General features: G+C 69.3%; 27 protein-coding genes. 10 read left to right on the top strand and 17 right to left on the bottom strand.

The window, feature by feature from the left end:
* The 3 genes from A6I89_RS15575 to pta all read right to left on the bottom strand — a co-directional run.
* Window positions 1-1,003: cbb3-type cytochrome c oxidase subunit I (locus A6I89_RS15575; protein ID WP_175272094.1), on the bottom strand; the 1,003-nt coding region annotated here is incomplete at its 3' end.
* Window positions 1,004-1,168: 165 nt separating this feature from the next.
* Window positions 1,169-2,359 (bottom strand): acetate/propionate family kinase, encoded by a 1,191-nt coding sequence (locus A6I89_RS15580; RefSeq protein ID WP_022597729.1) that lies wholly within the window; start codon window positions 2,357-2,359, stop codon window positions 1,169-1,171.
* Window positions 2,356-4,437, bottom strand: a complete 2,082-nt coding sequence (pta, locus tag A6I89_RS15585; protein WP_022597730.1) for a phosphate acetyltransferase — start codon at window positions 4,435-4,437, stop codon at window positions 2,356-2,358. Before pta ends, A6I89_RS15580 begins: the two co-directional genes overlap by 4 nt.
* A gap of 39 nt (window positions 4,438-4,476) precedes the next feature.
* Between pta and A6I89_RS15590 the strand changes: the two genes are divergently transcribed.
* The gene (locus A6I89_RS15590) at window positions 4,477-4,998 is read left to right on the top strand and encodes a nitroreductase/quinone reductase family protein (RefSeq protein ID WP_022597731.1); all 522 of its coding nucleotides are present in this window, start codon (window positions 4,477-4,479) and stop codon (window positions 4,996-4,998) included.
* 27 nt (window positions 4,999-5,025) lie between these two features.
* Here A6I89_RS15590 and A6I89_RS15595 read toward each other — a convergent pair whose 3' ends face one another.
* The 4 genes from A6I89_RS15595 to A6I89_RS15610 form a co-directional block, all read right to left on the bottom strand.
* Window positions 5,026-5,628, bottom strand: a complete 603-nt coding sequence (locus tag A6I89_RS15595) for a suppressor of fused domain protein (protein ID WP_022597732.1) — start codon at window positions 5,626-5,628, stop codon at window positions 5,026-5,028.
* 38 nt (window positions 5,629-5,666) lie between these two features.
* On the bottom strand, window positions 5,667-6,680 hold the full coding sequence (gene fgd, locus A6I89_RS15600) for a glucose-6-phosphate dehydrogenase (coenzyme-F420) (protein WP_005517853.1): 1,014 nt from the start codon (window positions 6,678-6,680) through the stop codon (window positions 5,667-5,669).
* Between the two features lie 77 nt (window positions 6,681-6,757).
* A complete protein-coding gene (locus A6I89_RS15605; protein ID WP_022597737.1) occupies window positions 6,758-7,231 on the bottom strand; it encodes an RDD family protein in 474 nt (157 codons plus the stop codon).
* Window positions 7,228-7,974 carry a hypothetical protein gene (locus tag A6I89_RS15610; RefSeq protein WP_022597739.1) on the bottom strand — a complete coding sequence of 249 codons (747 nt, stop codon included), beginning with the start codon at window positions 7,972-7,974 and terminating at the stop codon, window positions 7,228-7,230. Before A6I89_RS15610 ends, A6I89_RS15605 begins: the two co-directional genes overlap by 4 nt.
* 151 nt (window positions 7,975-8,125) lie before the next feature.
* Between A6I89_RS15610 and A6I89_RS15615 the strand changes: the two genes are divergently transcribed.
* Both A6I89_RS15615 and A6I89_RS15620 read left to right on the top strand, forming a co-directional pair.
* On the top strand, window positions 8,126-9,130 hold the full coding sequence (locus A6I89_RS15615) for an alpha/beta hydrolase (RefSeq protein WP_022597741.1): 1,005 nt from the start codon (window positions 8,126-8,128) through the stop codon (window positions 9,128-9,130).
* Entirely contained in the window at window positions 9,127-9,942 is an 816-nt protein-coding gene (locus tag A6I89_RS15620; RefSeq protein ID WP_005517846.1) for an HAD-IIA family hydrolase, read from the top strand. Before A6I89_RS15615 ends, A6I89_RS15620 begins: the two co-directional genes overlap by 4 nt.
* A gap of 10 nt (window positions 9,943-9,952) precedes the next feature.
* On the opposite strand, the gene A6I89_RS15625 is transcribed toward A6I89_RS15620, so the two are convergent.
* The 5 genes from A6I89_RS15625 to A6I89_RS15645 form a co-directional block, all read right to left on the bottom strand.
* Window positions 9,953-11,092, bottom strand: coding sequence for a serine hydrolase domain-containing protein (locus tag A6I89_RS15625; RefSeq protein ID WP_022597745.1), 1,140 nt, complete (start codon window positions 11,090-11,092; stop codon window positions 9,953-9,955).
* Window positions 11,093-11,174: 82 nt separating this feature from the next.
* Window positions 11,175-12,521 (bottom strand): bifunctional adenosylcobinamide kinase/adenosylcobinamide-phosphate guanylyltransferase, encoded by a 1,347-nt coding sequence (locus A6I89_RS15630; RefSeq protein ID WP_044991405.1) that lies wholly within the window; start codon window positions 12,519-12,521, stop codon window positions 11,175-11,177.
* A 22-nt stretch (window positions 12,522-12,543) separates the two neighbouring features.
* Entirely contained in the window at window positions 12,544-13,767 is a 1,224-nt protein-coding gene (locus A6I89_RS15635; RefSeq protein WP_022597748.1) for an O-succinylhomoserine sulfhydrylase, read from the bottom strand.
* Complete coding sequence (locus A6I89_RS15640) at window positions 13,764-14,210, bottom strand: rhodanese-like domain-containing protein (RefSeq protein WP_005517842.1); 447 nt, start codon at window positions 14,208-14,210, stop codon at window positions 13,764-13,766. The genes A6I89_RS15635 and A6I89_RS15640 overlap by 4 nt, the downstream gene beginning before the upstream one ends.
* Window positions 14,211-14,288: 78 nt before the next feature.
* Window positions 14,289-14,711, bottom strand: a complete 423-nt coding sequence (locus A6I89_RS15645; RefSeq protein ID WP_005517838.1) for an Rv0361 family membrane protein — start codon at window positions 14,709-14,711, stop codon at window positions 14,289-14,291.
* A 310-nt stretch (window positions 14,712-15,021) separates the two neighbouring features.
* Between A6I89_RS15645 and A6I89_RS15650 the strand changes: the two genes are divergently transcribed.
* Window positions 15,022-16,386, top strand: a complete 1,365-nt coding sequence (locus A6I89_RS15650; RefSeq protein ID WP_005517822.1) for an FAD-dependent oxidoreductase — start codon at window positions 15,022-15,024, stop codon at window positions 16,384-16,386.
* 87 nt (window positions 16,387-16,473) lie between these two features.
* Window positions 16,474-17,217, top strand: a complete 744-nt coding sequence (locus tag A6I89_RS15655; protein ID WP_005517820.1) for an amidohydrolase family protein — start codon at window positions 16,474-16,476, stop codon at window positions 17,215-17,217.
* A gap of 1 nt (window position 17,218) precedes the next feature.
* On the opposite strand, the gene A6I89_RS15660 is transcribed toward A6I89_RS15655, so the two are convergent.
* The gene (locus A6I89_RS15660) at window positions 17,219-17,701 is read right to left on the bottom strand and encodes a DUF456 domain-containing protein (RefSeq protein ID WP_013417117.1); all 483 of its coding nucleotides are present in this window, start codon (window positions 17,699-17,701) and stop codon (window positions 17,219-17,221) included.
* Between the two features lie 10 nt (window positions 17,702-17,711).
* The gene (gene purT / locus A6I89_RS15665; protein WP_022597750.1) at window positions 17,712-18,926 is read right to left on the bottom strand and encodes a formate-dependent phosphoribosylglycinamide formyltransferase; all 1,215 of its coding nucleotides are present in this window, start codon (window positions 18,924-18,926) and stop codon (window positions 17,712-17,714) included.
* 41 nt (window positions 18,927-18,967) lie between these two features.
* Here purT and A6I89_RS15670 point away from each other — a divergent pair, with 41 nt between their 5' ends.
* Complete coding sequence (locus tag A6I89_RS15670; protein ID WP_022597752.1) at window positions 18,968-19,393, top strand: hypothetical protein; 426 nt, start codon at window positions 18,968-18,970, stop codon at window positions 19,391-19,393.
* 4 nt (window positions 19,394-19,397) lie between these two features.
* Here the strand turns inward: A6I89_RS15670 and A6I89_RS15675 are convergent, their stop codons facing one another.
* Together A6I89_RS15675 and A6I89_RS15680 are read right to left on the bottom strand one after the other, a co-directional pair.
* Complete coding sequence (locus tag A6I89_RS15675) at window positions 19,398-20,114, bottom strand: alpha/beta fold hydrolase (RefSeq protein ID WP_022597754.1); 717 nt, start codon at window positions 20,112-20,114, stop codon at window positions 19,398-19,400.
* 4 nt (window positions 20,115-20,118) lie between these two features.
* On the bottom strand, window positions 20,119-20,499 hold the full coding sequence (locus tag A6I89_RS15680) for a VOC family protein (protein WP_005517814.1): 381 nt from the start codon (window positions 20,497-20,499) through the stop codon (window positions 20,119-20,121).
* Window positions 20,500-20,630: 131 nt separating this feature from the next.
* On the opposite strand from A6I89_RS15680, the gene A6I89_RS15685 reads away from it, so the two are divergent.
* The 4 genes from A6I89_RS15685 (at window position 20,631) to A6I89_RS15695 (ending at window position 24,723) form a co-directional block, all read left to right on the top strand.
* Window positions 20,631-21,731 carry a CaiB/BaiF CoA transferase family protein gene (locus A6I89_RS15685; RefSeq protein ID WP_044991398.1) on the top strand — a complete coding sequence of 367 codons (1,101 nt, stop codon included), beginning with the start codon at window positions 20,631-20,633 and terminating at the stop codon, window positions 21,729-21,731.
* Window positions 21,732-22,096: 365 nt separating this feature from the next.
* Window positions 22,097-22,693 (top strand): Ig-like domain-containing protein, encoded by a 597-nt coding sequence (locus tag A6I89_RS24420; protein ID WP_022597758.1) that lies wholly within the window; start codon window positions 22,097-22,099, stop codon window positions 22,691-22,693.
* Complete coding sequence (locus A6I89_RS24745; RefSeq protein ID WP_022597760.1) at window positions 22,642-23,505, top strand: Ig-like domain-containing protein; 864 nt, start codon at window positions 22,642-22,644, stop codon at window positions 23,503-23,505. Before A6I89_RS24420 ends, A6I89_RS24745 begins: the two co-directional genes overlap by 52 nt.
* 48 nt (window positions 23,506-23,553) lie before the next feature.
* Window positions 23,554-24,723 carry an Ig-like domain-containing protein gene (locus A6I89_RS15695; RefSeq protein WP_022597762.1) on the top strand — a complete coding sequence of 390 codons (1,170 nt, stop codon included), beginning with the start codon at window positions 23,554-23,556 and terminating at the stop codon, window positions 24,721-24,723.
* A 57-nt stretch (window positions 24,724-24,780) separates the two neighbouring features.
* On the opposite strand, the gene yczR is transcribed toward A6I89_RS15695, so the two are convergent.
* Window positions 24,781-26,265 (bottom strand): MocR-like transcription factor YczR, encoded by a 1,485-nt coding sequence (gene yczR / locus A6I89_RS15700; protein ID WP_022597764.1) that lies wholly within the window; start codon window positions 26,263-26,265, stop codon window positions 24,781-24,783.
* Between the last annotated feature and the right edge of the window lie 61 nt (window positions 26,266-26,326).

Here is a 26,326-nt window from a genome sequence, read left to right on the forward strand (position 1 = left end):
ACGTCATGAAGGAGAAGAACGGCAGCAGCACGGCGCCGGTGGCGTACATGTGGTGAGCCCACACCGCGATCGACAGGGCCGCGATACCCATCGTGGCGTACACCAGGCCGCTGTAGCCGAAGATGGGCTTACGCGCGAAGACCGGGAAGATCTCCGAGACGATGCCGAAGAACGGCAGCGCGATGACGTACACCTCGGGGTGACCGAAGAACCAGAACAGGTGCTGCCACAACATCACTCCGCCCGTCGCCGGGTCGAACAGGTGCGCACCCAGATTCCGGTCCACCCACAGGCCGATCAGCGCGGCGGCCAGCAGCGGGAACACCAGCAGGATCAGCAGTGACGTGATGAAGATGTTCCACACGAAGATCGGCATCCGGAACATGGTCATTCCGGGGGCGCGCAGGCACACGATGGTGGTGATGAAGTTGACCGCACCGAGGATCGTGCCGACGCCGCCGAGCGCCAGGCCGATGATCCACAGGTCCGCGCCGACACCCGGGCTGTGCACACCGTTCGACAGCGGCACGTACGCCGTCCAGCCGAAGTCCGCGGCACCGCCGGGGGTGATGAAGCCGGCCGTCGCGATCAGTCCGCCGAACAGGTAGAACCAGTAGCTCAGCGCGTTCAGACGCGGGAAGCTCACGTCCGGCGCACCGATCTGCAGCGGGACGATATAGTTCGCGAAACCGAACACGACCGGGGTCGCGTACAGCAGCAGCATGATCGTGCCGTGCATCGTGAACAGCTGGTTGAACTGCTCGTTCGAGAGGAACTGCAGTCCCGGCACCGCGAGCTCGGTACGCATCAGCAGCGCCATCAGGCCACCGATGAGGAAGAACGCGAACGCCGTGACCAGGTACATGATCCCGAGCACCTTGGGGTCGGTGGTCGTGATCATCTTGTAGATGAACGAACCTTTCGACCCGGTGCGGGCAGGGGCCGGTCGCGACGCCGTCAGCGTTCGGGGTGGAGACAGTTCGATCTCGGGGTTGGCAACCATGCTGACATGGTCGGACGTCCGAGGGTTCCGTCACGAGGGCCTAAGGTCCCGACAGTTCCCGCCGACGGACACCAATTCTCCCGACCTCGGCGCGGACCGGGCCGCGATGTGCTCGCCGTCCGCGGGCTCGGGCACCTGGGGCTCGGGCACCTGGCCCGCTCACCCTCACGCGAGTGCCACCGCTTTGCGCGCGATCGCGAGTTCCTCGTCGGTGGGGATGACGAGCACCTCGACCGCGGAGTCCTCCGCGCTGATCCGTCGCTCGCCTCGCTGCGGCGACTCGTTGCGAGTGTCGTCGACCACAATACCCAGACGGCCCAGTCCCGCAAGGGCATCGCGCCGGACGTCGACGTTGTTCTCCCCGACCCCACCGGTGAACGTGATGACGTCGACGCCACCGAGTTCGACGAGATACGCGCCGATGTACCGGCGCAGCCGGTGCACGTACACGTCGTATGCGAGCTTCGCGTCCGGGCTGCCGTCCGCGACCATCTTCAGCACCGACCGGAAGTCGTTTTCACCGCAGAGTCCCTTCAACCCGGAGTGCCGGTTGAGCAGGTCGTCGATCTCGTCCACCGTCATGCCCGCATTCCGGTTGAGGTACAGCAGGATTCCCGGATCGAGGTCGCCGCTGCGGGTTCCCATCACCAGGCCCTCGAGCGGTGTCATGCCCATCGAGGTGTCGATCGCCCGGCCGCCACGGATGGCCGACGCCGACGCCCCGTTGCCCAGATGCAGGACGATCTGGTTCAGGTCCGCGAGGTCGCGGCCGAGGAACGCGGCGGTCCGGCCGCTCACGTACTCGTGCGAGGTTCCGTGGAACCCGTAGCGGCGCACCCGATTCGCGCGCGCCACTTCCGTGTCGATCGCGTAGGTCGCCGCGGCCTCGGGCAGTGTGTGGAAAAACGCCGTGTCGAACACCGCGACGTGCGGGACGTCGGGCAGTTGAGCCATCGCCACCTCGATGCCCACGACGTTCGGCGGGTTGTGCAGTGGCGCCAGCGTCGACAGTCGGCGCAGTTCACGCAGGACGCCGTCGTCGACGATCGTCGGTTCGTGGAACACCGCACCCCCGTGGACGACGCGGTGCCCGACGGCCACGATGCCGCGCTCGCGCAGCGGCGGCCCGGTCTCGGCGATCACGTCCTCGGCCGCGTGCAGGCCGGCCGTGTGGTCGGCGATGCGCAGTTCGCGGTCGATCTCCCCACCCGGGTAGCGGTACACGATGCGGCCGGCGGACTCACCGATCCGTTCCACCAGGCCGGTGCCGACCGATTCGCCCGCGACCGGGTGCACCAGCTGGAACTTGATCGACGAAGAACCCGAGTTGATCACCAGCACAACGGGTTCGGTCACGACAGTTCCTCCTGCGCCTGGATCGCGGTGATCGCGACGGTGTTGACGATGTCCTGGACCAACGCGCCGCGCGACAGATCGTTCACCGGCTTGTTCAGTCCCTGCAGCACCGGTCCCACCGCCACCGCACCGGCGCTGCGCTGCACGGCCTTGTAAGTGTTGTTGCCGGTGTTGAGATCCGGGAACACGAACACCGTGGCCCGGCCGGCCACCTCCGAGCCCGGCAGTTTCGCGTCGGCCACCGACGGCTCCACCGCCGCGTCGTACTGAATGGGACCCTCCACCAGCAGGTCCGGGCGCCGCTCGCGAACGAGTGCGGTCGCGGTGCGCACCTTGTCGACGTCGACTCCCGATCCGGAGTCCCCCGTCGAGTACGACAGCATCGCCACGCGGGGGTCGATCCCGAAGCGGGCGGCCGTCGCAGCCGACGAGATCGCGATGTCCGCGAGCTGCTCCGCCGTCGGATCGGGCACGACGGCGCAGTCGCCGTAGGCGAGGACCCGGTCCGACAGGCACATGAGGAAGATGCTCGACACCGTCGACACTCCCGGCTGGGTCTTGATGATCTCGAGCGCCGGACGGATGGTGTGCGCCGTGGTGTGCGCCGCACCGGACACCATGCCGTCGGCAATACCCCTGTGCACCATCATGGTTCCGAAGTACGAGATGTCGGTCATGATCTCTCGGGCCCGGTCGACGGTCATGCCCTTGTGCGCCCGCAGCTCCGCGTACTCGGCGGCGAAGTCCGTCACGTGGTCGGATCGGGCGGGGTCGAGCACCTCCGCCGTCGAGAGATCGACCCCGAGTTCGGCGGCTCGGCCGCGGACCTTGGCCTCGTCACCGAGAATCGTCAGGTCCACCACCTGGCGGCGGAGCAGACGGCCGGCGGCCCGCAGGATGCGGTCGTCCGATCCTTCCGGCAACACGATGTGCTTGCGGTCCGCGCGGGCGCGGTCGATCAGCTGGTACTCGAACATCTGCGGTGTCGTGACCGACGGGATCTGCAGGCGCAGGCGCTCGATCAGCGTCGGGGCGTCCACCCGGCGCTCCACCAGGCTCAGCGCGGTGTCCACCTTGCGCAGCGAGCCCACGGCGACCCTGCCGCGTGTCTGCGCCGCGGTGTGTGCGGTGTCGAAGGTCCCCATCTCCGTGCTCAGGATCGGCAGCCGCGGCTTGAGCCCCGCCATGAGTTTCGCGATGGCCGGGTGCGGGGCGATCCCGCCGTTCATGATGATCCCGGCGAGAGACGGAAATCCTTCGGCATCATGCGCGTTCATCATCGAGAGCAGAACGTCGGACCGGTCACCGGGCACGATCACGACGGCGCCCTCGACGAGCCGCTCGAGGATGTGCTCGGCGGTCATGCCGCCCACCATCACCTTCAGCGCCTCCCGCTGCAGCAGCGCCGTGTCACCGCTGTACAGCTCGCCGTCGACGGCGTCCAGCAGTTCGGCCATCGTCGGCGCCACCAGCAGCGGGATCTCCGGCAGGCTCCACGCCGGTACCCCCAGTGGCTCGAGGGCCGTGGCGTACTCGTCGAGCAGCTCCGGCGCGCACCGGTTCGCGACGATCGCCACGAGGTGCGCGTGCTGCGACGCCAGTTCCACCGCACACATCTGCGCCAGCTGCCGCACCTCGTCGGGGCTGCGGTGCAGGCCGCGCAGGGTCAGCAGTACCGGGGCCTCGAGGTTCGCGGCGATGCGCGCGTTGTAGCCGAGTTCGCTGGGGCTCGCGACGTCGGTGTAGTCGCTGCCGACGACCACCACCGCGTCGCACTCGGCGGCCACCTCGTGGTAGCGCGAGACGATGTCGCTCAGGGCGCCGTCCGGATCGGCGTGCACCTGCTCGTACGTCACGCCGAGGCACTGTTCGTAGCTCAGATCGGCCGTCGTGTGCTCGATCAGAAGTTCCAGGATGTGGTCCGTCTGGTCGGCGGCGCGCGCGATGGGACGGAACACTCCCACCCGCGCCGTCGACGCGCACAGCATCTGCAACACCCCCAGCGCCACCGTCGACTTGCCCGTGTCTCCCTCCGGGGAGGCGATGTAGACGCTCGACACCGTGCCCGAAACAGCCATGAGCGACAGCCTAGTGAGGATCGCGCATAATCGGCGTCCATGAACGACTCGGTCAGTGATTCGGCCTTCCCGGACGTCCGGTGGGGCTCGGACACCAGCTTCCTGCGCCGGCCCGCGACGGCCTTCGCCGCGACCCGGCTGGGGTCGTGGACCATCCGCTCCCTCGCCGGGGTGGACCGGCGGCTGCTCACGCGCAGCAAGGGCCGCTTCACCGTCCTCGGGCCGATCGGGGCGCCCACCGTGCTGCTCAACACCGTCGGCCGCAAGTCCGGGCAACGCCGCACCAGCCCGCTGCTCTACGTCCGCGACACCGACCGACTGGTCGTCGTCGGCAGCAATTTCGGGCAGCAGCACCACCCGGCGTGGACGTCGAACCTGCTCGCGCAGCCCGAGGCCAGTGTGACCATGGCCGGACGCGAGATCCCCGTCCTGGCCACGCCGGTGACCGGCGCCGAGAAGGACCGGCTGTACCGGCGGTTCGTCGAACTGGCCGGCGCCTACGCCGTCTACCGGGGCCGCACCGATCGCGACCTCCGGATGTTCGTACTCACGCGCCGCTGAGCAGCGCCGCTGTGTGGCTGTGTGAGGTCAGACCACCGACGGACGGTCGATGTCGGAGACGTCCGCGCCCGCGGCTTCGAGTCGCTCGAACAGTTCGTCGGTGCTGTACTTCGAGGCGAACTGCAGCTCGGCGTCGGTGATCGGCACGGCCTGCAGCCACGTGGTCACGTCCTCCTCGCGGTCGACGAGGATCTCGAGCGTGGCCCAGATGAACGGCACGACGAGCAGCACGTGCCGGGTGGACCGACCGGGATCCGCCGCGTGAACGGCGTTGGGAACGATGGTGTTCGGGGTGACGTGCAGCGATCCGGACGCCACTTGGAACGCGCACTGCGCCAGCACGTCGGACAGCAGCCGGTAGTCGGCGCGGCCGACGGTGATCAGTTCGGTGCGGATCGGACGGCCGTCGTCGGTGGTGACGTTGGTCGGGAAGCGCACCATGTCGAGCGTCGCGTACGACGCGTAGCCCGGGCCGGGGCAGCCGTCGCCGACCGCGATCGACACCTCCGCCGGCTCCTCGCCGTCGCCGTCCGGATCGACGGGTGCCCGGAACCGCAACACCTGCGGCGACACACCGAAGACCTCACCGATTCGGTGTGCCGCCGCCCGGACTTCTTCACTCGCTTCCATGGGAACGAGCCTAGAGGCCGCTCCCGGCGGAACCGGCGTCAGGCCAGCGCGCGCAGACGCGGCGCGAGATCCCGCTCGAACAGGTCGAGGAAGCGCTTCTGGTCGTGGCCCGGCGCGTGGAAGACCAGGTGGTTGAGGCCCGCATCGAGGTACGGCTTGATCATCTCGACGGCCTCGTCTGGATCCGACGAGACGATCCACCGCTTGGCGACCTGCTCGATCGGCAGCGCGTCGGCGGCGGCCTCCATCTCGATCGGGTCGTCGATGCTGTGCTTCTGCTCCGCGGTCAGCGACAGCGGTGCCCAGAATCGGGTGTTCTCCAGTGCCGCCGCCGGATCGGTGTCGTACGAGATCTTGATCTCGATCATCCGGTCGATGTCCGCGAAGTTGCGGGCCGCCTTCTCGGCGCCCTCCTTCACCGCAGGGATCAGCTTCTCGGTGTACAGGTCCATGCCCTTGCCGGACGTGCAGATGAAGCCCTCGCCCGCGCGGCCCGCGTACCGCGCGACCACGGGGCCGCCGGCCGCGATGTAGACCGGAATGCCGCCCTCCGGCACGTCGTAGATCGACGCGCCCTTGGTGCTGTAGTACTCGCCCTCGAAATCGACGCGGTCGCCGGTCCACAGATCGCGCATCAGCTGCACCGACTCGCGCAGCCGTGCGAACCGCTCCTTGAACTCCGGCCACTCGCCCTTGAAACCGGTGGCGATCTCGTTGAGCGCCTCACCCGTACCCACACCGAGCATGACGCGCCCCGGGTACAGGCAGCCCATCGTCGCGAACGCCTGCGCCACCACTGCCGGGTTGTAGCGGAACGTCGGGGTCATCACCGAGGTACCGAGCTGCAGCCGCTGGGTGCGCTCGCCGACCGCCGTCATCCACGCGATCGAGAACGGGGCATGACCACCGTTGTGCCGCCAGGGCTGGAAGTGGTCGCTGACGGTGACGCTGTCGAGGCCGTGTTCCTCGGCCATCACGCCGAGCTCGACCAGATCGCGCGGCCCGAACTGCTCCGCGGACGCCTTCAACCCCAACTTCAATCCCTGTACCACCGGTTCTCCGATCGTCTGCCCGATTCGCTGTGGCTTCGAGTATGCCCCGCGTCACTGCCGGGGCGCAGACTCCGGTGTCAGTGATGCTCGACGAGATGCGGATCCGGCTTCCAGTCGTAGACCACCGACGTCCGCAACGCGATGTCCTGCAGCGAGCGTCTCCTCCGGTCCACGGCCACCCAGAACAGCCCGAAGCCGAACAGCACGCACAGCACGGCGCGGGCCGCACACCGCGGGAAGCGGACGAGCTGTCCGTTGCGGCTGACCAGGCGCAGCCCCATGGCGACCGCCCCCACGGTGCGGCCACTGGTGGACCAGCACACCGTGAGATACAGCACGGACAGCGCCACGAACGTGGTCGCCGACAGCAGGAACTGCGCCTGCGGGAACCGAAACTCCTGCGGTGAGAACAACAATCGCGTGAAGATCAGCCCCATGTAGATGACGCCCATCAGGAACAGCACCACCCCGATGTCGATCAGCGCGGCCAGGCCACGCGTGACGATGCCCGCCGGCCGGTGCTCCGGATCAGGGCGACGGAGTTCGGTCATGCCTCGTCACCTGCACGACCCTCACGTTCCTCACGACCGAACAGGCGGCCGACGAAGCCGGCGACGGCGTCGTCGGCCGCCATTCCCTGCGAACGGGCGCCCCGCACCGCCTCGGTCGACATCGTGCTGGTCGATTCCCGGATGATCCGCGGCAGGTCGACGCCCTCGATGACCTCGTTGGACAGCCCGACCAGGTCGACCCGCCCGATCACGGCGTCGACGTCGACCGAGGCGGCGATCCGGTCCACGTCCACCTTGGCGGCGATAGCGTTCACGTCCACGCGGTCGACGATCCGCTCGATGTCCACGCGCGCGGCCACGGCGTCGACATCGACGCGGTCGAGGATCGGCGCGATGTCCACGCGGGCGGCGATCGCGTCGACGTCCACGCGGTCGACGATCCGCTCGATGTCCACGCGGTCGACGATCCGCTCGATATCGATGCCCTCCGCGATCGCATCGAGGTCGACGTGCTCGCGGACCACCGCGGTGATGTCCACTTCGGTGAGCGCCGCGGCGACCACCCGGCGCACCACCTCCCGCAGCACGCGGTCGACGACGGCGTCCGCCGCCCGGAGGGTTTCGGCGCCCCGCGACTCGAGGAGGGCCAGACCGGCGTCCACCCCGGGCACTCGGCGAGCGAGATCGAGCGTGGTGCCCGCCGCGTAGCGCAGCGCGTCGCCGAGGAATGCGACGGATCCGGCCACGACGCGGGCCGGATCGGGGGTTCGGTTGCCGTCCATATCGAACATCCAAGACCGAACGGGCGCAAAATGCACCCCCTCGGTCCCGCCGGGGCCCGGAAGCCCCGCGCCGACACGGCGTCCACGGATATGCTGTCGTGAGCTTCATTCAGCCAGAAAGCAATTCAGGCCTTTCGGCCGGAGGTGCGCGATGCGAAGCTCTGGGGCGAGGGACGGTGCCCAGCACCGAATCCTGCACTCACTCACTCTCGTCGGGGTGCTGGTGGCCTCGCTGCTCGGCGCGACGCTCACCGCGCGGGCCGCGCCGTCGAACGTCGCGTACGTGGCCGGGACGGTCCAGGTGAGCGATCGGGTGACCCGGATATCGGTGTACTCACCCTCGATGGACCGGGTGGTCACCAGCGACGTCATCCATCCCACCGGGGGCGGTCCCGCACCCACGTTCTACCTGCTCACCGGAATCACGGGCGGCGAGGACGGCGTGTCCTGGTACAACAACACCGACGTCACGAACTTCTTCGCGGACAAACACGTCAACGTGGTGCTGCCGGTGGGTGGCAAGTACTCGATGTACACCGACTGGGACGCCGACGACCCCGTGCTGGGGCGCAACAAGTGGCAGACGTTCCTCACCAGGGAGTTGCCGCCGGTGATCGACCGCCAGTTCGGGACCACCGGCGTCAACGCGCTCGGCGGAGTGTCCATGGCGGCCGGTCCGGTGCTGGACCTCGCGATCCAGGCACCCGACGTCTACCGCGCCGTCGGCTCGTACAGCGGGTGCGCGGGTACCAGCGACTTCAACGGGCAGGCGATGGTCCGCTCGATGGTCGAGGTGCGTGGCGGCGGCAACGTCAACAACATGTGGGGGCCGGGCGGCGGACCGCAATGGATCGAGCACGACCCGGTGGTGCAGGCAGAACGATTGCGCGGCAAGGTGTTGTTCCTGTCCGCCGCATCCGGGATGCCCGGTGCGATCGATCGCCTCGACCCACTGATCGCGATTCCGCAGGGCCTCGTCGGCGGCCTGCTGGAGTCGATCACGATGCGCTGCACCGCGGTGATGGACGCCCGGCTGCGCTCGCTCGGGATCCCCGCGACGGTCGTCTACCGGGACGTCGGTAGCCACACGTGGGGCGTGTTCGAGGCCGAGATGCGGGACTCGTGGGCAGTGCTCGGTCCGGCGATCGGGGCATGACGGATACTGGATCCGTGAGCACCGACGAGCGGAACCCCGGCTGGACGTACCTCATGGACATGGACGGAGTTCTCGTCCACGAAGAGCACATCATTCCCGGCGCCGACGCCTTCCTCACCGAGCTGCAGGAGGCCGGCACGCCGTTCATCGTGCTGACCAACAACTCGATCCGCACCCCCCGCGATCTGCGGGCGCGCCTGCTGCGCAGCGGACTCGATATCCCCGAGAAGTCGATCTGGACGTCGGCCCTGGCGACGGCGACCTTCCTGAAGAATCAGCGTCCCGGCGGAAGTGCCTACGTGGTGGGCGAATCGGGGCTCACGACCGCGCTGCACGAGATCGGTTACGTGCTCACCGACAACGACCCCGACTACGTCGTGCTCGGCGAGACCCGCACCTACTCGTTCGAGGCGATCACGACCGCGATCCGGCTCGTCGAGCGAGGCGCGCGGTTCATCGCCACCAACCCCGACGCCACCGGCCCGTCCCGCGAGGGTTCCCTCCCCGCAACAGGTTCGGTCGCGGCGCTGATCACCCGCGCGACGGGACGCGAACCGTACTACGTGGGCAAGCCGAATCCGCTCATGATGCGGTCGGCACTGCGAGCGATCGGGGCGCACTCGGAGAACACGCTGATGATCGGCGACCGGATGGACACCGACGTCGTCTCGGGCCTCGAGGCCGGTCTGCAGACCATCCTGGTACTGAGCGGCATCTCCACCCGGCAGACCGTCGAGACGTTCCCGTACCGCCCGACACTCGTGCTCGACTCGGTTGCCGACCTGGTGGGACGCACCGCGAATCCGTTCTGACCCCGGCGTCTCACGTGATCGCCGCATACGCGGCCTCGACCAGCCGGTGCGCCCGGCGGTCGCCCGCGAAGTAGTCGCGTTTGAGGTTCGGCACGAACGCGAACGCGAGCCCGCTGCCGGGATCGCCCAACCCGACAGCGCCACCCGCACCCGGGTGCCCGAACGCATCGGAAGCCACGTCCGGAAGTTCGAAACTCTGGGCGGGGCGCATGAACCCGAGCCCGTACGCACTGTCGGTGAGCAGCACCCGGTCGCGTCCGCGCACCCGAACCCGGATCGCGTCGTCCAGCGTCCGGTGACTCAACGTCACCCCGTGCACCAGATCCCGGTAGAAGCGGGCGAGGGCGCGGGCCGTGGTCACCATCCCGGCGGCCGGCCAACCGCCGCCGAGCAGCACCGGGTCGTTGTACGACGCGGCCGGATTCGCGGTGGCCCGGAAGATCAGCGAACCGGGCTCCGCGTACGCCGCGCCGATCCTGGTCTGGGTGGCGATGTCGGTCAGCTCGGATTTCGGCTCGCCCCGCTTCGGGACGCTGATCCGCGCGGCCCGCGCGATCGTCCCCGCCGGGGCCCCGATCCACAGATCCGAACCGAACTCCTCCTGCACGAACTGCCCCACCGTCGCACCGGTGTGCCGTCTGACCAGTTCGCCGAGCAGCCACCCGAACGTGAGCGCGTGGTAACCGAAGTCGGTGCCGGGCTCCCATTCCGGGTGCTGCCCGGCCAATCGGTCGGCCATCGCGACGGGGTCCGCGGCCTGCGCCACCGTCACCGGCCCGTCGAAGGCCGGTAGTCCCACCTGATGGGTCAACAGGTGTTCGAGGGTGGCGCCGCCCTTGCCGTGGCGGGCGAACTCCGGCCACCAGTCGGCGACGGGGTCGTCGAGGCTCGCGTAGCCGCGCTCGACGAGCAGCAGTGCCGCCGCCGACGTCACCGCCTTGGTGCACGAGAACACCACGCACGGGGTGTCCCACGACCACCTGCGCCCGGTCCGCCGATCGGCGACGCCGCCCCACAGATCGACAACGGGCCGGCCGTCGGCGTACACGGCCACTGCGGCGCCCAGGTTCTGCCCCTCCGCGAAGCTCTCCTCGAATACCTCGCGAACACCGCTGAACGCCGAATCACATTGACCCTGAACAGATGCCATGAACACCTCTAATCGGGCATCCCCCGGAGCGGCCCCGATGCCAGGCTATTGCGCGCGGCGGACCCGCGCATCCGGTTCGGCGTCAGCGCAGCGACGTCGGCACGCCCGCCACCATCAGCACCACCGACTCCGACTCGGCCGCGACCGCGGAGTTGACCTTCCCGAGCAGGTCCCGGAATCGTCGGCCCGCGGGTGTCGGCGGCACCACGCCGCTGCCCACCTCGTTGCTGACCGCGACGACGGGCATCGTCGCCCGGCGCAGCGCACCCAGCAGGTCCGTGATGTCGGCGTCGACGGCAGTCCAGTCGCCGCCGGTCCACACACCGTGGTAGTCCAGGCGCGCGGTCAGCCAGGTGCCGAGGCAGTCCAGCAGCACCGGCTCCCGGGCGTTTCGCAGCGTCGGCACGACATCCGAGGTCTCGACCGTTGTCCACCCCGGCGGCCGGCGGGCCCGGTGCAGCGCGATCCGCTGCGCCCACTCCCGGTCGCCCTCCCGGACACCCCCGGTCGCCAGGTAGGTGACGCGGGGTTCGGCGGCCAGCAGCGCCTCGGCGTACGTCGACTTGCCGGCACGCGCCCCGCCGAGGACCAGCGTGCGCGACGCATGCCCGGATCGCACGACGGGTTCGCCGACCGGTACGGTCGTTCCGTCGTCCACGACGCGAGCACCCCACGGCGCCAGTCGATCCGACAGTTCGGGCGTCGGCGGGTTGTAGTGGCTCAGGTGCACCGCGACGACGTCGGAGGTATCCGTGACCGCACCGGCCTCGCGCAACGCGGCGAGGGTGCGCGGGAACGTCGTCAGATCGTGGTGCCCGGCACCGAGATCGGTGCGCGTGCCGAAGGTCTCCTCCAGGAACACCGCATCGAAGCGGGCATCCCGGACCGCCTCCAGCGTCGACCCCGGCAGCGGCCCGGTGTCGGTGGCCCACAGCACGCGGTCGCCGTGAGGACCGGTGATGTCGTAGAGCACGCTGTCCCCGTCGCGGAACACCCGATGCGCGGCCGCGAGGACCCGGATCGTGTAGCCGTCCAGCACGATTCGGTCGCCGGGGACGACAGGGACGAACCGCACCGGATCGTCCGGCCCCACCCAGTCGCGGCACAGGTCGAGCGCATCGGCCGGGCCGACCACGTCGAGTGGGCGGTCGCGGCGCACCCACGAGCGGAACAGCAGCGCCGCCGGATTCAGGTGATCGGGGTGGGCGTGCGTGAGCAGGAGGTGTCGCACGTCGGCCAGCGAGCGTCCGGCGCGCACGGCGGCGCGGGGGACGTCCGGGCCGCAGTCGAGCAGGATCGCGTCGTCGATCAGGCCCGCGGTCTGCCCGCGGATCTCGCCGCGCTCGGCGGCGACGTGGCACGACGCGCACACGCAGAAGGGGTTGGGCCACCCGTCGGCACTGCCGGTGCCCAGCAGTACGACCTCGATGGTCCAACCCCTTCCGTGCGTGTCAGCGCAGCGCCTGCGCCAGGTCCTCCAGCAGATCCTCCGGATCCTCGAGGCCCACCGACAGGCGCACGACGCCGTCGGACAGGCCGATCGCGGCACGCCCCTCCGGCCCCATCGCGCGGTGCGTGGTGGTGGCCGGATGGGTGATGAGCGACTTGGAGTCGCCGAGGTTGTTCGAGATGTCGATGACGCGCAGCTTGTTCAGCAGCTCGAAGGCACGCTTCTTGCCCTCACCGTCGGCCGAATCGAGCTCGAACGTGACGACCGTGCCACCACCGCTCATCTGCGACGTCGCCAGCTCGTACTGCGGGTGCGACTCGAGGAACGGGTACTTCACCCAGCGGACCGCCGGGTCGGACTCCAGGAACCGTGCGATGCGCAGTGCGCTGTCCACCGAGTGACCCACGCGCAGTGGCATCGTCTCGAGGCCCTTGAGCAGGGTGTGCGCGTTGAACGGGCTCAGCGCCGGGCCGGTGTGCCGGATCAGCTGCTGCACCGGGCCGTCGATGTAGTCCTTCGGGCCCAGGATCGCGCCGCCGAGGACGCGGCCCTGACCGTCGATGTGCTTGGTACCCGAGTACACGACGACGTCGGCGCCCAGGTCGATGCTGCGCTGCAGCATCGGCGTCGCGAAGACGTTGTCGAGGACCACCTTGGCGCCCGCAGCGTGCGCCATCTCCGACACCTTGCGGACGTCGACGAGGGTCTGCATCGGGTTGGACGGCGTCTCGAAGAACACGGCCGTGGTCGGCACCGACAGCGCCCGCTCCCACTGGTCGAGGTCCTCACCGTCGACGAAGACAGTCTCGACGCCCCACCGCGGGAGGATCTCGTTGCACACCACGAAGCACGAACCGAAGAGACTGCGGGCCGCGACGAGGCGGTCACCCTGGCCGAGCAGCGCGGCCAGCGCGGTGAACACCGCGGACATGCCCGACGCGGTTGCGTAGCAGCCCTCGGCGCCGTCGAGCAGCCGCAGCCGCTCCTCGAACATCTTGACCGTGGGGTTGCCGTAGCGGGAGTAGACGAAGTGGTCGACCTCGCCGGTGAACGCCTGCTCCGCGGCCTCCGCGGACTCGTACACGAAGCCCGAGTTGAGGTAGATCGCCTCGGACGTCTCCTCGAAACCGGAGCGCAGTGTGCCGCCGCGGACGCCGAGGGTGGCCGGGCGGACGGACTCGGGAAGCTGCTTGCGGAAGGAGCCGCCCTGCGGGATCGCGCTCACGACTGCGTCCAGGGCAGGCCGACGGCCCGCCACCCGGAAGTGCCACGGCGGCCGTCCGGGCCGAGTCCACCCTCGAAGCCGTCGAGCACGTTGTACGACGGCCCGATCCCGGCGGCGGTCGCGGCCTCGGCGGCACCGATGGACCGCTGGCCGGAGCGACACAGGAAGATCACCGGTCGCGCGTCGGCGGTGCCGACAGTTCCGTCCTGGGCGCCGCCGACGATCCCGGCCTCGACGAGCTGGTCGACGAAGGACTCGTTGCGCGCACCCGTGGGGTAGCTCACCCATTCGATGAGCACGGTCCGGCGGTCGATGGCCGACGTGTCGGGGACCCCGACGTATCGCCATTCCGCGTCGGTCCGCACATCCACGAGCACGGCTTCCGGATGCTCGCGCAGCAGCTCCCAGGCTTGCTGCGGCGTTATGTCACCTGCGTAGCTCACCGCTCCAGCTTTCCACAGAGTCCGATCGGGGCTAGCACGCGGATCGTGCGAAACCCGTGAACCGGGCCGTCGGGCGCGTCAGTCGCAGACGAGCCAGCGGTCGTCGCCCAGCACGAACGTCCATGTGGAGGTCGTCGCGCCCTTGTCGTCCTTCGCGGAGATCCGGACGTCGGCGGTCGCGGAGTCGCCGTCGACGACGGCGTTGTCGAGCGCCTCGACGACCACCTCGCCCTCGCGCCCGGCGATCGGTGACCGGTCCTCGGCGAAACCGTCGCACACCATGCGGTCGAGTGCCTCGGCGTCGTCGTTGTTGCTCGCGCGGACGAAGTCGGTGGCCGACGCGTTGAGCCGGTCGGCGTCGGACCGGCTCTCGTCGGCGGGCCGCAGCAGCGCCGAGACGACAATTCCGATCATCAGGATCGCAACTATTGACACCGCGAGGATGAACGGCTTGGCCGTGGTCCGCGAGGGATCGTCGACAGGGGCGTGCTCGTCGCTCATACCTGCAAGTTTCGCGTGTCCGCACCCGCGGCGTGCACCCGGGTCCCACACAACGCGGGGCACAAATCTCGCTTGTGGCCCCTCAACCTCGAGCGCAGTACCGTCGGTGCGCCGACCCCCCGACCATGAGGTGCGAGCAGTCGTCGGGTTCTAGCATGAAGGCGGGGACACCGTGAACTCCCGGGAATTCACACCCGCCCCCGCTCCGCGACACCCCAAGTAAGGCGGGGCTCAGTTTAAGCTGGAGCCTCACGCATTCGTGTCGCAAGCACACGTACGTCCGTCCAATCGAAAAGGTAGTTCGCCTCAGATGACTGACCAGACTCGTCCACTGCGCGTGGCCATCGTCGGTGCCGGCCCCGCCGGAATCTATGCCGCCGATGCGCTCATGAAGTCCGACACCGAGGTGAGCATCGACCTGTTCGAGCGGATGCCGGCCCCGTTCGGGCTCATCCGGTACGGCGTCGCACCCGACCACCCGCGGATCAAGGGCATCATCACCGCCCTCCACAAGGTGCTCGACAAGGATGCGGTCCGCCTGCTCGGCAACATCGACTACGGCACCGACATCACCCTCGAGGACCTGCGCCGCTTCTACGACGCGGTGATCTTCTCGACCGGCGCCAACGCCGACCGCGCCCTGAACATCCCGGGCATCGATCTGGACGGCTCGTACGGCGCCGCGGACTTCGTGTCCTGGTACGACGGCCACCCGGACGTCCCGCGCACCTGGCCGCTCGAGGCCGAGAAGGTCGCGGTCCTCGGTGTCGGCAACGTCGCGCTCGACATCGCCCGCGTGCTCGCCAAGACGGGCGACGAACTGCTCCCCACCGAGATCCCCGCGAACGTCTACGAGGGCCTCAAGAACAACAAGGCCGTCGAGGTCCACGTGTTCGGCCGCCGTGGCCCGGCACAGGCCAAGTTCACGCCGCTGGAGCTGCGCGAACTCGACCACTCGCCCACGATCGAGGTCATCGTCGATCCCGAGGACATCGACTACGACGAGGGCTCCGAGATAGCTCGCCGCAGCTCCAAGCAGGTCGACATGGTCGCCAACACGCTGCAGGACTGGGCCATCCGCGACCAGGGCGACCGCCCGCACAAGCTGTTCCTGCACTTCTTCGAGTCCCCGCACGAGGTGCTCGGAGAGAACGGCAAGGTCGTCGGTCTGCGCACCGAGCGCACCGAACTCGACGGCACCGGCAACGTCCGCGGCACCGGCAAGTTCAACGACTGGGACGTCCAGGCCGTGTACCGCGCCGTCGGCTACCTGTCGCAGAACATCCCGTCGATCCCGTTCGACGACCAGGCCGGCACGGTGCCCAACGAGGCCGGACGCGTCATCGGCGACGACGGCAAGCACATGGACGGCACCTACGTCACCGGCTGGATCAAGCGCGGCCCCGTCGGCCTGATCGGCCACACCAAGGGCGACGCCAACGAGACCATCGCGTGCCTGCTCGAGGACGCCCCGAACTTCGCGGGTGCGGCCGAGCCGGCCGAGGACGCCATCATCGAGTTCCTCGAAGGCAAGGGTGTCCCGTACACCACGTGGCAGGGCTGGTACCGCCTCGACGCCCACGAGCGTTCCCTCGGCGAGCCCGAGGGCCGCGAGCGCATCAAGGTCGTCGAGCGCGAGGACATGCTCCGCGCCAGCGAGCCGCACAAGGCCTGATTTTTCGGGCCTCCAGCTGAAGGGTCCCTTCGTGCGCTGTCAGCGTACGAAGGGACCCTTCAGCTTTTCGCGGGGCATGATGAACACGTGTTTGACGCGCACGTGCACATCATCGACCCGCGGTTCCCGCTGGTGGAGAACAACGGCTACCTGCCCGATCCGTTCACGATCGACGACTACCGCGCCCGGATGGCCGGGTTCGGGGTGGACGGCGGTGCGGTGGTGACGGCGTCGTACCAGGGCACGCTCGGCGGTCCGCAGTTGCTGGCGGCGCTGCGCGAACTCGGCGAGGGCTGGGTGGGTGTCACCCATCTCGATCCCGACGCCACCGACGAGGACATCCTCGAACTCGACCGGGCCGGGGTGCGCGGCATCCGGTTCAACCTTCGGCGCAGCGCCACCGACGTGCAGGTCCTCACGACGCAGGCCCTGCGCGCGTACGAGCTGGCCGGTTGGCACGCCGAGTTCTACGTGGATGCGACGCTGCTGCTGTCGCTCGAACCGGTGTTCGCGAAGCTGCCGGCCGTCAGCATCGACCACCTGGGGATGTCGACACGCGGGCTGCGGTACCTGCTCAACCTCGTCGACCGCGGCGCCAAGGTGAAGGCCACCGGCTTCGGGCGGACCTCGATCGACGACGTCGGCGACGTCCTCCGGCAGATCCACGCCGTCAATCCGAAGGCGCTGATGTTCGGCACCGACCTGCCCGGCACCCGCGCCCGCCGCGCCTTCGAGGCCGCCGACGTCGACATCATCGCCGACGCCGTCGGGGACGATCTCGAGGCGGTGCTCGGCGGCAACGCACGCGAGTGGTACCGCTGCCCGGCCTGACTCACAGCGCCAGTACCGCGCCCAGCCACAGCCCGACGGCGAGCAGCGCCCCGAACAGCTCGACGAGGATCGATAGCCCCACGGCCTTCGTGGCGTGCACCGTCGAGGTCCACGCGTCGCGGTGGGTGCGGTGCCGAGCGGCCTCGGCGACGTAGGTTCCGAGCAGGAAACCGAGCAGCAGCCCGACGACCGGGACGACGAAGAACCCGACGATCCCCACCAGGCCGCCGAAGATCACCGACCGTCCCGGAACACCGGCGTCGCGCATGCGCCTGCCCGGCCACGCGTACTTCACCACACCCGACGCCACGAGCAGCAACATCGCGACCGCGAACACGGCCCATCCGGCGGCGGTGGCGTCGAGGATCGCCCACACCAGCAGGGCTCCGGCGATCAGCAGCGTGCCCGGCAGGATCGGCACCACGATGCCGACCAGCCCCACCAGCATCACCAGACCGAGCAGGACCAGGACCCCGGTGCTCACGCCGGCCCGCTCACTCCGGTACGACGACGCGCACCCGCGAGGCCGCCTCGCGGGCCCGCTCACGGGCCGTGTCGACGTCGGGTCCGGTGGACACCGCGACCCCCATCCGACGACGGGTGAACGCCTCGGGCTTGCCGAAAAGCCGCAGATCGGTCTCCGGTACCGCCAGCGCGTCGGCGACGCCCTCGAATGCCACGCCGACCGCTTCGACACCGCCGTAGATCACCGCGGACGCGCCGGGTGCGGCGAGCGTGGTGTCGACCGGCAGGCCGAGGATCGCGCGGGCGTGCAGTTCGAACTCGGAGAACCGCTGCGAGCGCAGCGTCACCAGACCGGTGTCGTGGGGGCGCGGGCTCACCTCGGAGAAGTAGACGTCGTCACCCTTGACGAACAGCTCGACGCCGAAGATGCCGCGGCCGCCGAGCGCGGTGGTGACCTTCTCGGCCACGTCGCGCGCGGCCGCGAGCGCGGCGGGGCTCATCGCCTGCGGTTGCCACGACTCGATGTAGTCGCCGGAGTCCTGCAGGTGCCCGATGGGCTCGCAGAAGTGGGTGCCGTCGACGGCGCGGACGGTGAGCAGGGTGATCTCGTAGTCGAAGTCGACGAAACCCTCGACGATCACGCGCCCCTTGTTCACGCGGCCACCCGAAAGGGCGTATTCCCACGACTTTTCGAGGTCGTCGGCGCTGCGGGCCACGGACTGCCCCTTGCCCGACGACGACATCACCGGCTTGATCACGCACGGGAAACCGATCCGCTCGGTGGCGGCCCGCACTTCGTCGAGGGAGTCGGCGAATGCGTACGGCGACGTCGGCAGACCCAGTTCCTCGGCGGCGAGACGGCGGATGCCCTCGCGGTTCATCGTCAGCTGCGTCGCGCGGGCGGTGGGGATGACGACGGCCAGACCGCGCTCCTCGACCTCCGCGAGGGCCTCCGTCGCGATGGCCTCGATCTCGGGCACCACGAAGTGCGGGCGCTCGTCCTCAACCAGCCGCAACAGTTGCTCGCGGTCACCCATGTCGACGGTGTGCGCGCGGTGCGCCACCTGGTGCCCCGGCGCATCGGCGTAGCGGTCGACGGCGATCACCTCGACACCCAGCCGCTGCAGCGCGATGATCACTTCCTTGCCCAGTTCGCCGGAGCCGAGCAGCATCACGCGGGTCGCGCTCGGGCTCAGCGGGGTGCCGATGCGGGCGGGGACGTCAGAAGGAATCTCGAGGGGCATGGCTCGGACTATATGCGGTCGACGCTGGGCATACTGTCGCGATGACCCTGGGACTCGACACCCGCCTGACGCTGCTCGCGGCGGGGCTGATCTTCCTGCTGGCCCTGCTGCTCGGTGTGTGGAAGTACCGGCAGATGGCGACGTCGCCCGATCATCTCGCGCACCCGTACGTCGACATCGCGCACCGCTCGGCACTGATGTATTCGTTTGCCACGCTGCTGGTGTCGGTCTTCGTCGAGCTCAGCGACTGGCCGACGGCCGTGAACGCGACGTGCGCGGGGATCCTGGTGTTCTTCTTCGTCGCGGCCATCGGCAGCTACATCGCACACGGCGCCCGCCGCGACACCACCAACCAGTTCGAGCGCCCCGACGCCGCGCTGCGTGTGGCGATGATCGCACTCGTCGTCGGCGAGGTGGGCGCGTTCGGGGTGCTGCTCGCGGGCTTCGTCGCGGCGCAGCTGCTGTAGCCGGTCAGTCGTGCGCCTCGACGTGCGCCAGGAAGTCGAGCACCGCCGCGTTGAACACCTCGGGTCGCTGCTCGGCGCACGCGTGTCCGGCGTCCGGGACGTACATCAGTTCGGCGTCGGGGATCGACCGCGCGATCAGCTCGGTGTGCCGGCGCGGGATCGCGTCGCGTTCCCCCACGATCACGAGCGTGGGGACCCCGATCGTGGAGAGCGCGTCGACCGGGATGTGCGGATGCCGAACCATCAGCTCGAGCAGTTCCCGGTGCCGCCGGACCTTCGCCGACAGCGGCGCGATCGCCCCCGCTGCCAGCCACGCGAGCGTCGCGGGAATCCGGAACCGGGCACCGAGCCCGTGCGGATCGAGGTTGGCGCCGTTGACGATCAGCGAACGCACCCGACGCGGGTCGCGCAGCGCCAGGGTGAGCGCGGTGTTCCCGCCGTCGCTGTACCCGAGGATGTGCGCGCTCTCGATACCGAGGGCGTCGAGCACCGCTTCCACGTCGTCGGACAGGCGTGCGAAATCGAGGGGCCCGTCGCCGCGGGTGGACTCGCCGTGCGCACGCGTGTCGAGCGCGAGCACCCGGTAGCGCTCGGCGAAGACGGGCACCTGCGCCGCGAAGTACCCGAGGTTCTCACTGTTGCCGTGCAGCAGCACCAGCGGTTCCCCGGCGCCGCGCTCCTCGTAGTGCAGCCGCGCGCCGGCGGCATCGACGAATCCCACCCGCTCAGCTCGGCGGCTGGTGGATCGAGAGCACGTTGCCGTGCGGATCGTGGAACCACGCGACCCGGGTGCCGTCGGGCGCGGTCCACGCGGCGTGATCGTCCTGATCCATGCCCTGATAGCGCAGGAAGTCGACGCCCTTCGCGCGGAGCTCGTCGACGGTCGCGGACAGATCCGCCGTGCGCCAGCCGAGGACGGTGTAGCCGGTGTCGGCCTTCGACTGCACGAGGGTGACGCGCAGTTCCGTTCCGCCGCCCCCGTCGACGACGAGTGCGAACGGGGTTCGCTCGGTGACCGTCAGACCCAGGGTGTCGACGTAGAACATCGACGACACGTCCAGATCGGTACTGGCCAGGAACGCGACGAGTTCTCCGGGGAAGGCCATGTCGTCAACTGTGCGCCTCGACGGCGGTCGGCGACAAGTCACCGCAGCTCCGTGACCCGGACCACAACCGGCGTACGGGACGGGTTACCGTCACAGGAACGGAGGTTCGACCATCACTCAGGAGGAATTACGTGACTACCGCAGGAGCTGAGCGGAAGGGCCCGTTGACGGGCATCCGCGTCGTCGAATTCGCCGGAATCGGACCGGGCCCGCACGCCGCGACGCTGCTCGCGGACCTGGGCGCCGACGTGGTGCGGGTCCAGCGCGCGGGGATGCTGCCGGCGGAGGGCCAGGTGGGTGATCAGACCGCGCGCAACCGCCGCGTCGTCGAGGCCGACCTGAAGAATCCTGCCGACGTCGAGAAGGTCGTCGAGCTGCTGGGGCGCGCCGACATCCTGATCGAGGGCTTCCGTCCGGGTGTCATGGAGCGCATGGGCCTGGGCCCCGACGTCGTCCTGGAACGCTGCCCGCGTCTGGTCTACGGCCGCATGACGGGCTGGGGCCAGGACGGTCCGCTCGCGCAGTCTGCGGGCCATGACCTCAACTACATCTCGCTGACGGGCGTCCTGCACGCGGTGGGACGCAAGGGCGAGCGCCCGGTGCCGCCGCTGAACATGGTCGGCGACTTCGGTGGCGGCTCCATGTTCCTGCTGTTCGGTCTCCTCGCGGCGCTCGTCGAGCGTCAGACGTCGGGCAAGGGGCAGGTCATCGATGCGGCGATGGTCGACGGCACCCTCGCGTTGTCGCACATCATCTGGAACTTCCGCCGCATCGGCATGTGGTCGGACGAGCGCGGCGTGAACTTCCTCGACGGCGGCGCCCCGTACTACGACACCTACGAGACCTCCGACGGCAAGTACATGGCGGTCGGCGCGATCGAGCCGCAGTTCTACGCCGAACTGCTGAAGGGCCTCGAGCTGGATCCGGCGGCCCTGCCCGGCCAGCAGGACGCGAGCCGCTGGCCCGAACTGCGCCAGATCCTCACCGACAAGTTCCTGAGCAAGACCCGCGACGAGTGGACCAAGATCTTCGACGGGACCGATGCCTGCACGACGCCGGTCCTCACGTTCACCGAGGCACCGAACGATCCGCACATCGCGGCCCGCGGCAGCATCATCGAACTCGAAGGGGTCACCCAGCACGCCCCGGCACCCCGCTTCTCGCGGACCCCCACGACCACGCCGCAGCCGCCCGCACGGGTGGCCACGGATGTCGACACTCTCTGGCGCTGAGCACCTTTCACGGCTCGGAGCCTCATCTCCGCCGATCGACCTTCGCCACCGACGGCAGTCACCACGGGCCGGACACCTCGAGTGTCCGGCCCGTCGGCGTTTCTGCAACTCGTTCTCGGATCGGGACGGACCCTGGCAGCCCTGCCACCTCCGTGGCGTCCCACTTCTTTTCTCCCGCTAATTACTCTCGAGTAACCCTCCGGCACAGTCGATTTCACAACAAACAATCCGGACGGTCGTTCAAGTTTCGCCTTGATCGATCAAGCGTAAATTCCGCTTATGCCGGGTTTCGAATGCGTGTTAGGTGAAACACGTTCCACTCCCCAATCGAGAACGTTCGCATTCCGAATCCAGGAGTCTCATCCATGACGAACCGATGGCGCCGAACAGCGCTCACGACGGCGGCCGCGGCTGCCGGCAGCCTGCTCTTCTTCACGGGAAGTGCCACGGCGGAACCCGCGCAGAACCCGCCGACCGGATCACCCGTCCTGCTCGCCGACGACCCCGGGCCGTCCGAGTTCGCGACCCGTGTCGATCTGACCATGCCGACCCAGATCAAGACCGGTATCGAGATCGACCTCAAGTCACAGACATTCGGCGTCGACGCCAACAAGGGTGTCAACGGCGGCATGGTCCAGTTCCTGGTCGACGGGGTCGAGACGGGGGCGCAGATCAAGGCCGGCAGCACCGGACTCGCCACCCTCAAGCACACGTTCACGACCGCCGGGCCGCACACCGTCTCCGTCCAGTACCTCGGCGGCGGCAAGATCACCGGCGTCACCGACACCGCCGCGGCGAGCAGCACCCAAGGGACCATCACGGCCGTCGAGCAGGACGTGGCCACGGTCGTCGAGATCCTGCCGAACGACACCCCGTCGAGACCGGCGTCCAGGCCACTCTCAAGGCCAAGGTGTCCCTGCAGTCCGGCGGGATTCTGCCGATCCGCACCAACGGCAAGGTGAGCTTCTACGACGGCGACGACCTGCTCGGCACGGCAACGTCGATCCTGACGGACGGCACCGCCAGCATCAAGGCGACCTTCCTGCACTCCGGCACCCGGACCGTCACCGCGCGGTTCTCCGGCAACACCGGGTTCGCCCCGTCCACCTCGGCGGACACCCCGCTGGAGGTGCAGCACAAGGATCTGGCCACCAGCACCACCCTGCTGGCACCCAACAGCGGCCGGGCCGGTCAGCCGGTCACGCTCACCGCGACCGTCACGGCGCAGCTGCCGGCCGACGGAACCGTCCAGTTCCTCTCGGGCAGCACGCCGCTCGGCGCACCGGTGCCGGTCGTCGACGGTGTCGCCACGGCCGCACACATCTTCGAGGAAGCCGGCGAACACTCGGTCACGGCGGTGTTCACGGGCACCGGCTTCGTCACGTCGACGTCTGCGCCTGCACCGCTGAGCATCTCGGCGGCCCAGCCCGGGGACACCACCACCACGGTCACCGCCCCGGCAGCCACGATCCCGGGTATCCCGGTGACCCTGACCGCGAACGTCGCCCCGGCGCCCTACGGAGGCACCGTGCAGTTCTACGTCGCCGACACCCCCGTCGGCGATCCGGTCTCGGTCGTGAACGGCTTCGCCTCGATCGGTCACTCCTTCACCGACGCCGGCACGTTCCAGGTCACTGCGCGCTACAGCGGCCACATCGCGGCCAACCCGTCGACGTCGGCAGCAGCCGCCGTCACGGTCGTCGGCCCCGGCGGCGGAACCGGCTCGGTGGAGCTGCCGTCGTTCGGCTCGCTCACGCTGCCGTTCGGCTCCTGACCGAACGGTCCCACTCCCTCCCCTACTTCGAATGTCAAGGAACGCAGCATGACCGAAAATTCGACCAGGCGATATCTCACCCCGTTGTGCGCGACCGGCCTCGCAGCCGGGCTCGTGCTGTCGGGATCCCCGGCATCGGCCGCCACCACGACCACCCCGTTCGACGCCCAGTGCCGCGCCGCGGCAATTCTCACCGTCGACAAGGTGGCACAGCACGTGTTCACCGTCGACGGCCCCGCCCGGGTCGATCCGGGTGAGACGTTCACCTACCGAATCCAGCCGGCGCCGTCCGCCTTCCCGGACAAGGAGAGCATCGCCACCACGACGAACGTCTCCCGCATGAAGATGGACTACCAGCTTCCGGACAACGCAACATTCGTCGGCGCAGAGGTGGTCCCGGGCAGCGGCATCGGCATCTCCGGCACCCCCGCGAACGTGCTGCGGATCAACGAGAGCGGCGAACCCGACCCGGCCGGCACGATCCTGCGCCTGTCCGGCGACAACGAGGTGATCGGCAACAGCCCCAAGGCCGACAAGAAGAGCCAGGGCGGCATCGTCGCCGAGAAGACGAAGAACTATCTGAACGGCACGCCCAGTTCCGACGGCTCGACGTGGTTCCAGTTGCCGGCGATCGACGTCACCCTCACCGCGGGCGCCGGTGGCGAGATCACCCCGAAGCTGCGGACCGGCGGCAGCGCAGCGAACCTGGGCGACGAGGGCAACTACAACACCTTCCTCGCTCTCGCGGTGGCTCTGGGCGGCAACCAGTGGGCACCCACGCGCTGTGTCCCCAAGGACGCCAAGGACGACTCCGCGCCGCTGAACCGCGGTGGCGGCCCGCTCGCCACGATTGCGGTCGGCGAGCAGACCGGCAACGTCACGACCACGCAGGTGACAGCTCCCGAGACGGCCGACGCCGGTGAGGCGGTGCAACTCTCGGCCACGGTCACCCCGAACCCGAACGGCGGCAACGTCGCGTTCCTCGTCGACAGTGTCGTGGTCGGTGAGGCTCCGGTGATCGACGGCACGGCGACCCTGTCCCACGTCTTCACCGGCGGATCGCACAACGTGGCCGCCCGGTACGTCGGTAACGGCACCTTCCGTCCGTCGCTGTCCGCGGATGCCACGATCGTGGTCGCCGGCGGTGGATCCGGGAGCGCGATCGGCTCCCTCGAACTGCCCTCGCCGGGCTCGCTGACGGCGCCGTTCGGCTCCTGATCGCCTGACCGGCACGGTGGTGGGTGGGGACCTCGGCGGCCCTGCCCACCACCGTCGTCACACCACCAGGGCCGGTTCCACGGCCTCGGTGCCGACACCCAGCGCCGAGTACGCCGCCGCCACACCGGCCACCGCCCGTCGGAGTTCGTCCACCGGGCGTGCGTACGGCAGCCGGATGAAGCGCTCGAAGGCACCCTCGACACCGAAGCGCGGGCCGGCCGCGAGCACCACGCCGTGACTCGGCGCGGTCGCAGCCAGCGCCGTCGACACCGCGGCGGGCATCCGCAGCCACAGCGACATGCCGCCGGACCCGACGGTCGGCGCCCAGTCCGGCAGCCGCGCCGACAACTCGTCGAGCATCGCGGCGCGCTGTACCCGCAGCAGTGCGCGGCGCTCCGCGATCGGCTCGTCGCCCAGCGCCAGCAGGTGGGCCGCGGCCAGCTGGTCCATCACCGGGGTGCCGAGGTCGAGGGCCGAGCGCGAGCCGGCGAGCCGGGCGATCAGCTCCGGATTCGCCCGAATCCACCCCACCCGCATGCCACCCCAGTGGGACTTGGAGATCGAGCCGACCGTCACCACGTCGGCACCGGACGTGTCGCGGGCCAGGGCGGCCACCGGCGGCGGCGGGGGCCCGTCGAGCCAGACGTCCACCATCGTCTCGTCCACCACCAGCGTCATCCGGGTCTCGCGGGCGATGCGCGCCAGTTCCGCCCGCCCCAGCTCGTCGAGGCACAGCCCGGTCGGGTTGTGGAAGTCCGGCAGCAGGTACGCCATCCGAGCGGCGGTCTGTCGCGCAGCCCCGCGAATCGCGTCGAGGTCCCAGCCACGCGACGTACCGCCCTCGGGACGCACGGGCACCGGGACCGGGCGTGCCCCGACCCGCCTGATCGCTTCCAGCGCGTTGGGGTAGGTCGGGTGATCGACGAGAACCCGCTCGCCCGGCGCGGTGAGCACTCCGAGCAGCAGCCGTAGCGCATGCTGCGCACCCGACGTGATCATGATCTGGTCGGTGGACGTCTCCAGACCGCGCGCACGGTACCGGGCCGCGACGGCCTCCCGGAGCACCGCGATGCCCACCGGCTCCATGCCGTGCGTCGACAGGAACGGGGGAAGCTCGTGCAGCGCAGCGCCGTAGGCTTCCTCGACCTCCGCGACGGGCGCCACCATGGCCGCGTAGCTGAGATCGACGAGCGGTTCGTCGGACGGCGGAAGGTGGCGTGGTCGCTGTTGCGCCGCAGCACGGTTCACCGAATCAGGCAATGCAACGGTGGTCCGCGACCCCTGCCGGCTCAGCACGTAGCCCTCGTCGCGCAGCACCGCGTACGCCGAGGTGACGGTGGTGCGGCTCAACTCGAGCTCGGCCGCGAGTTCCCGTTCGCTCGGCAGCGCCGACCCCAACGGAACCCGACCGTCGTGCACCAACAGCCGGATCCCGTCGGCGAGCGCACGGTACGCCGGACGGGACGCCCTCCGTCCCCCGTTGTCGTGCCAGGCCCCGAGATCACGAGCCAGCGACCGCGCGCTCAGTGCATGCATCATCATGCAGTCCAGCGTGCCCGTTCTGGCCCTTCATTTCAAAGCCAATCGTTTCCCAGACTGGTCG

The organism is Prescottella equi, from assembly GCF_002094305.1.
Lineage (GTDB): Bacteria > Actinomycetota > Actinomycetes > Mycobacteriales > Mycobacteriaceae > Prescottella > Prescottella equi.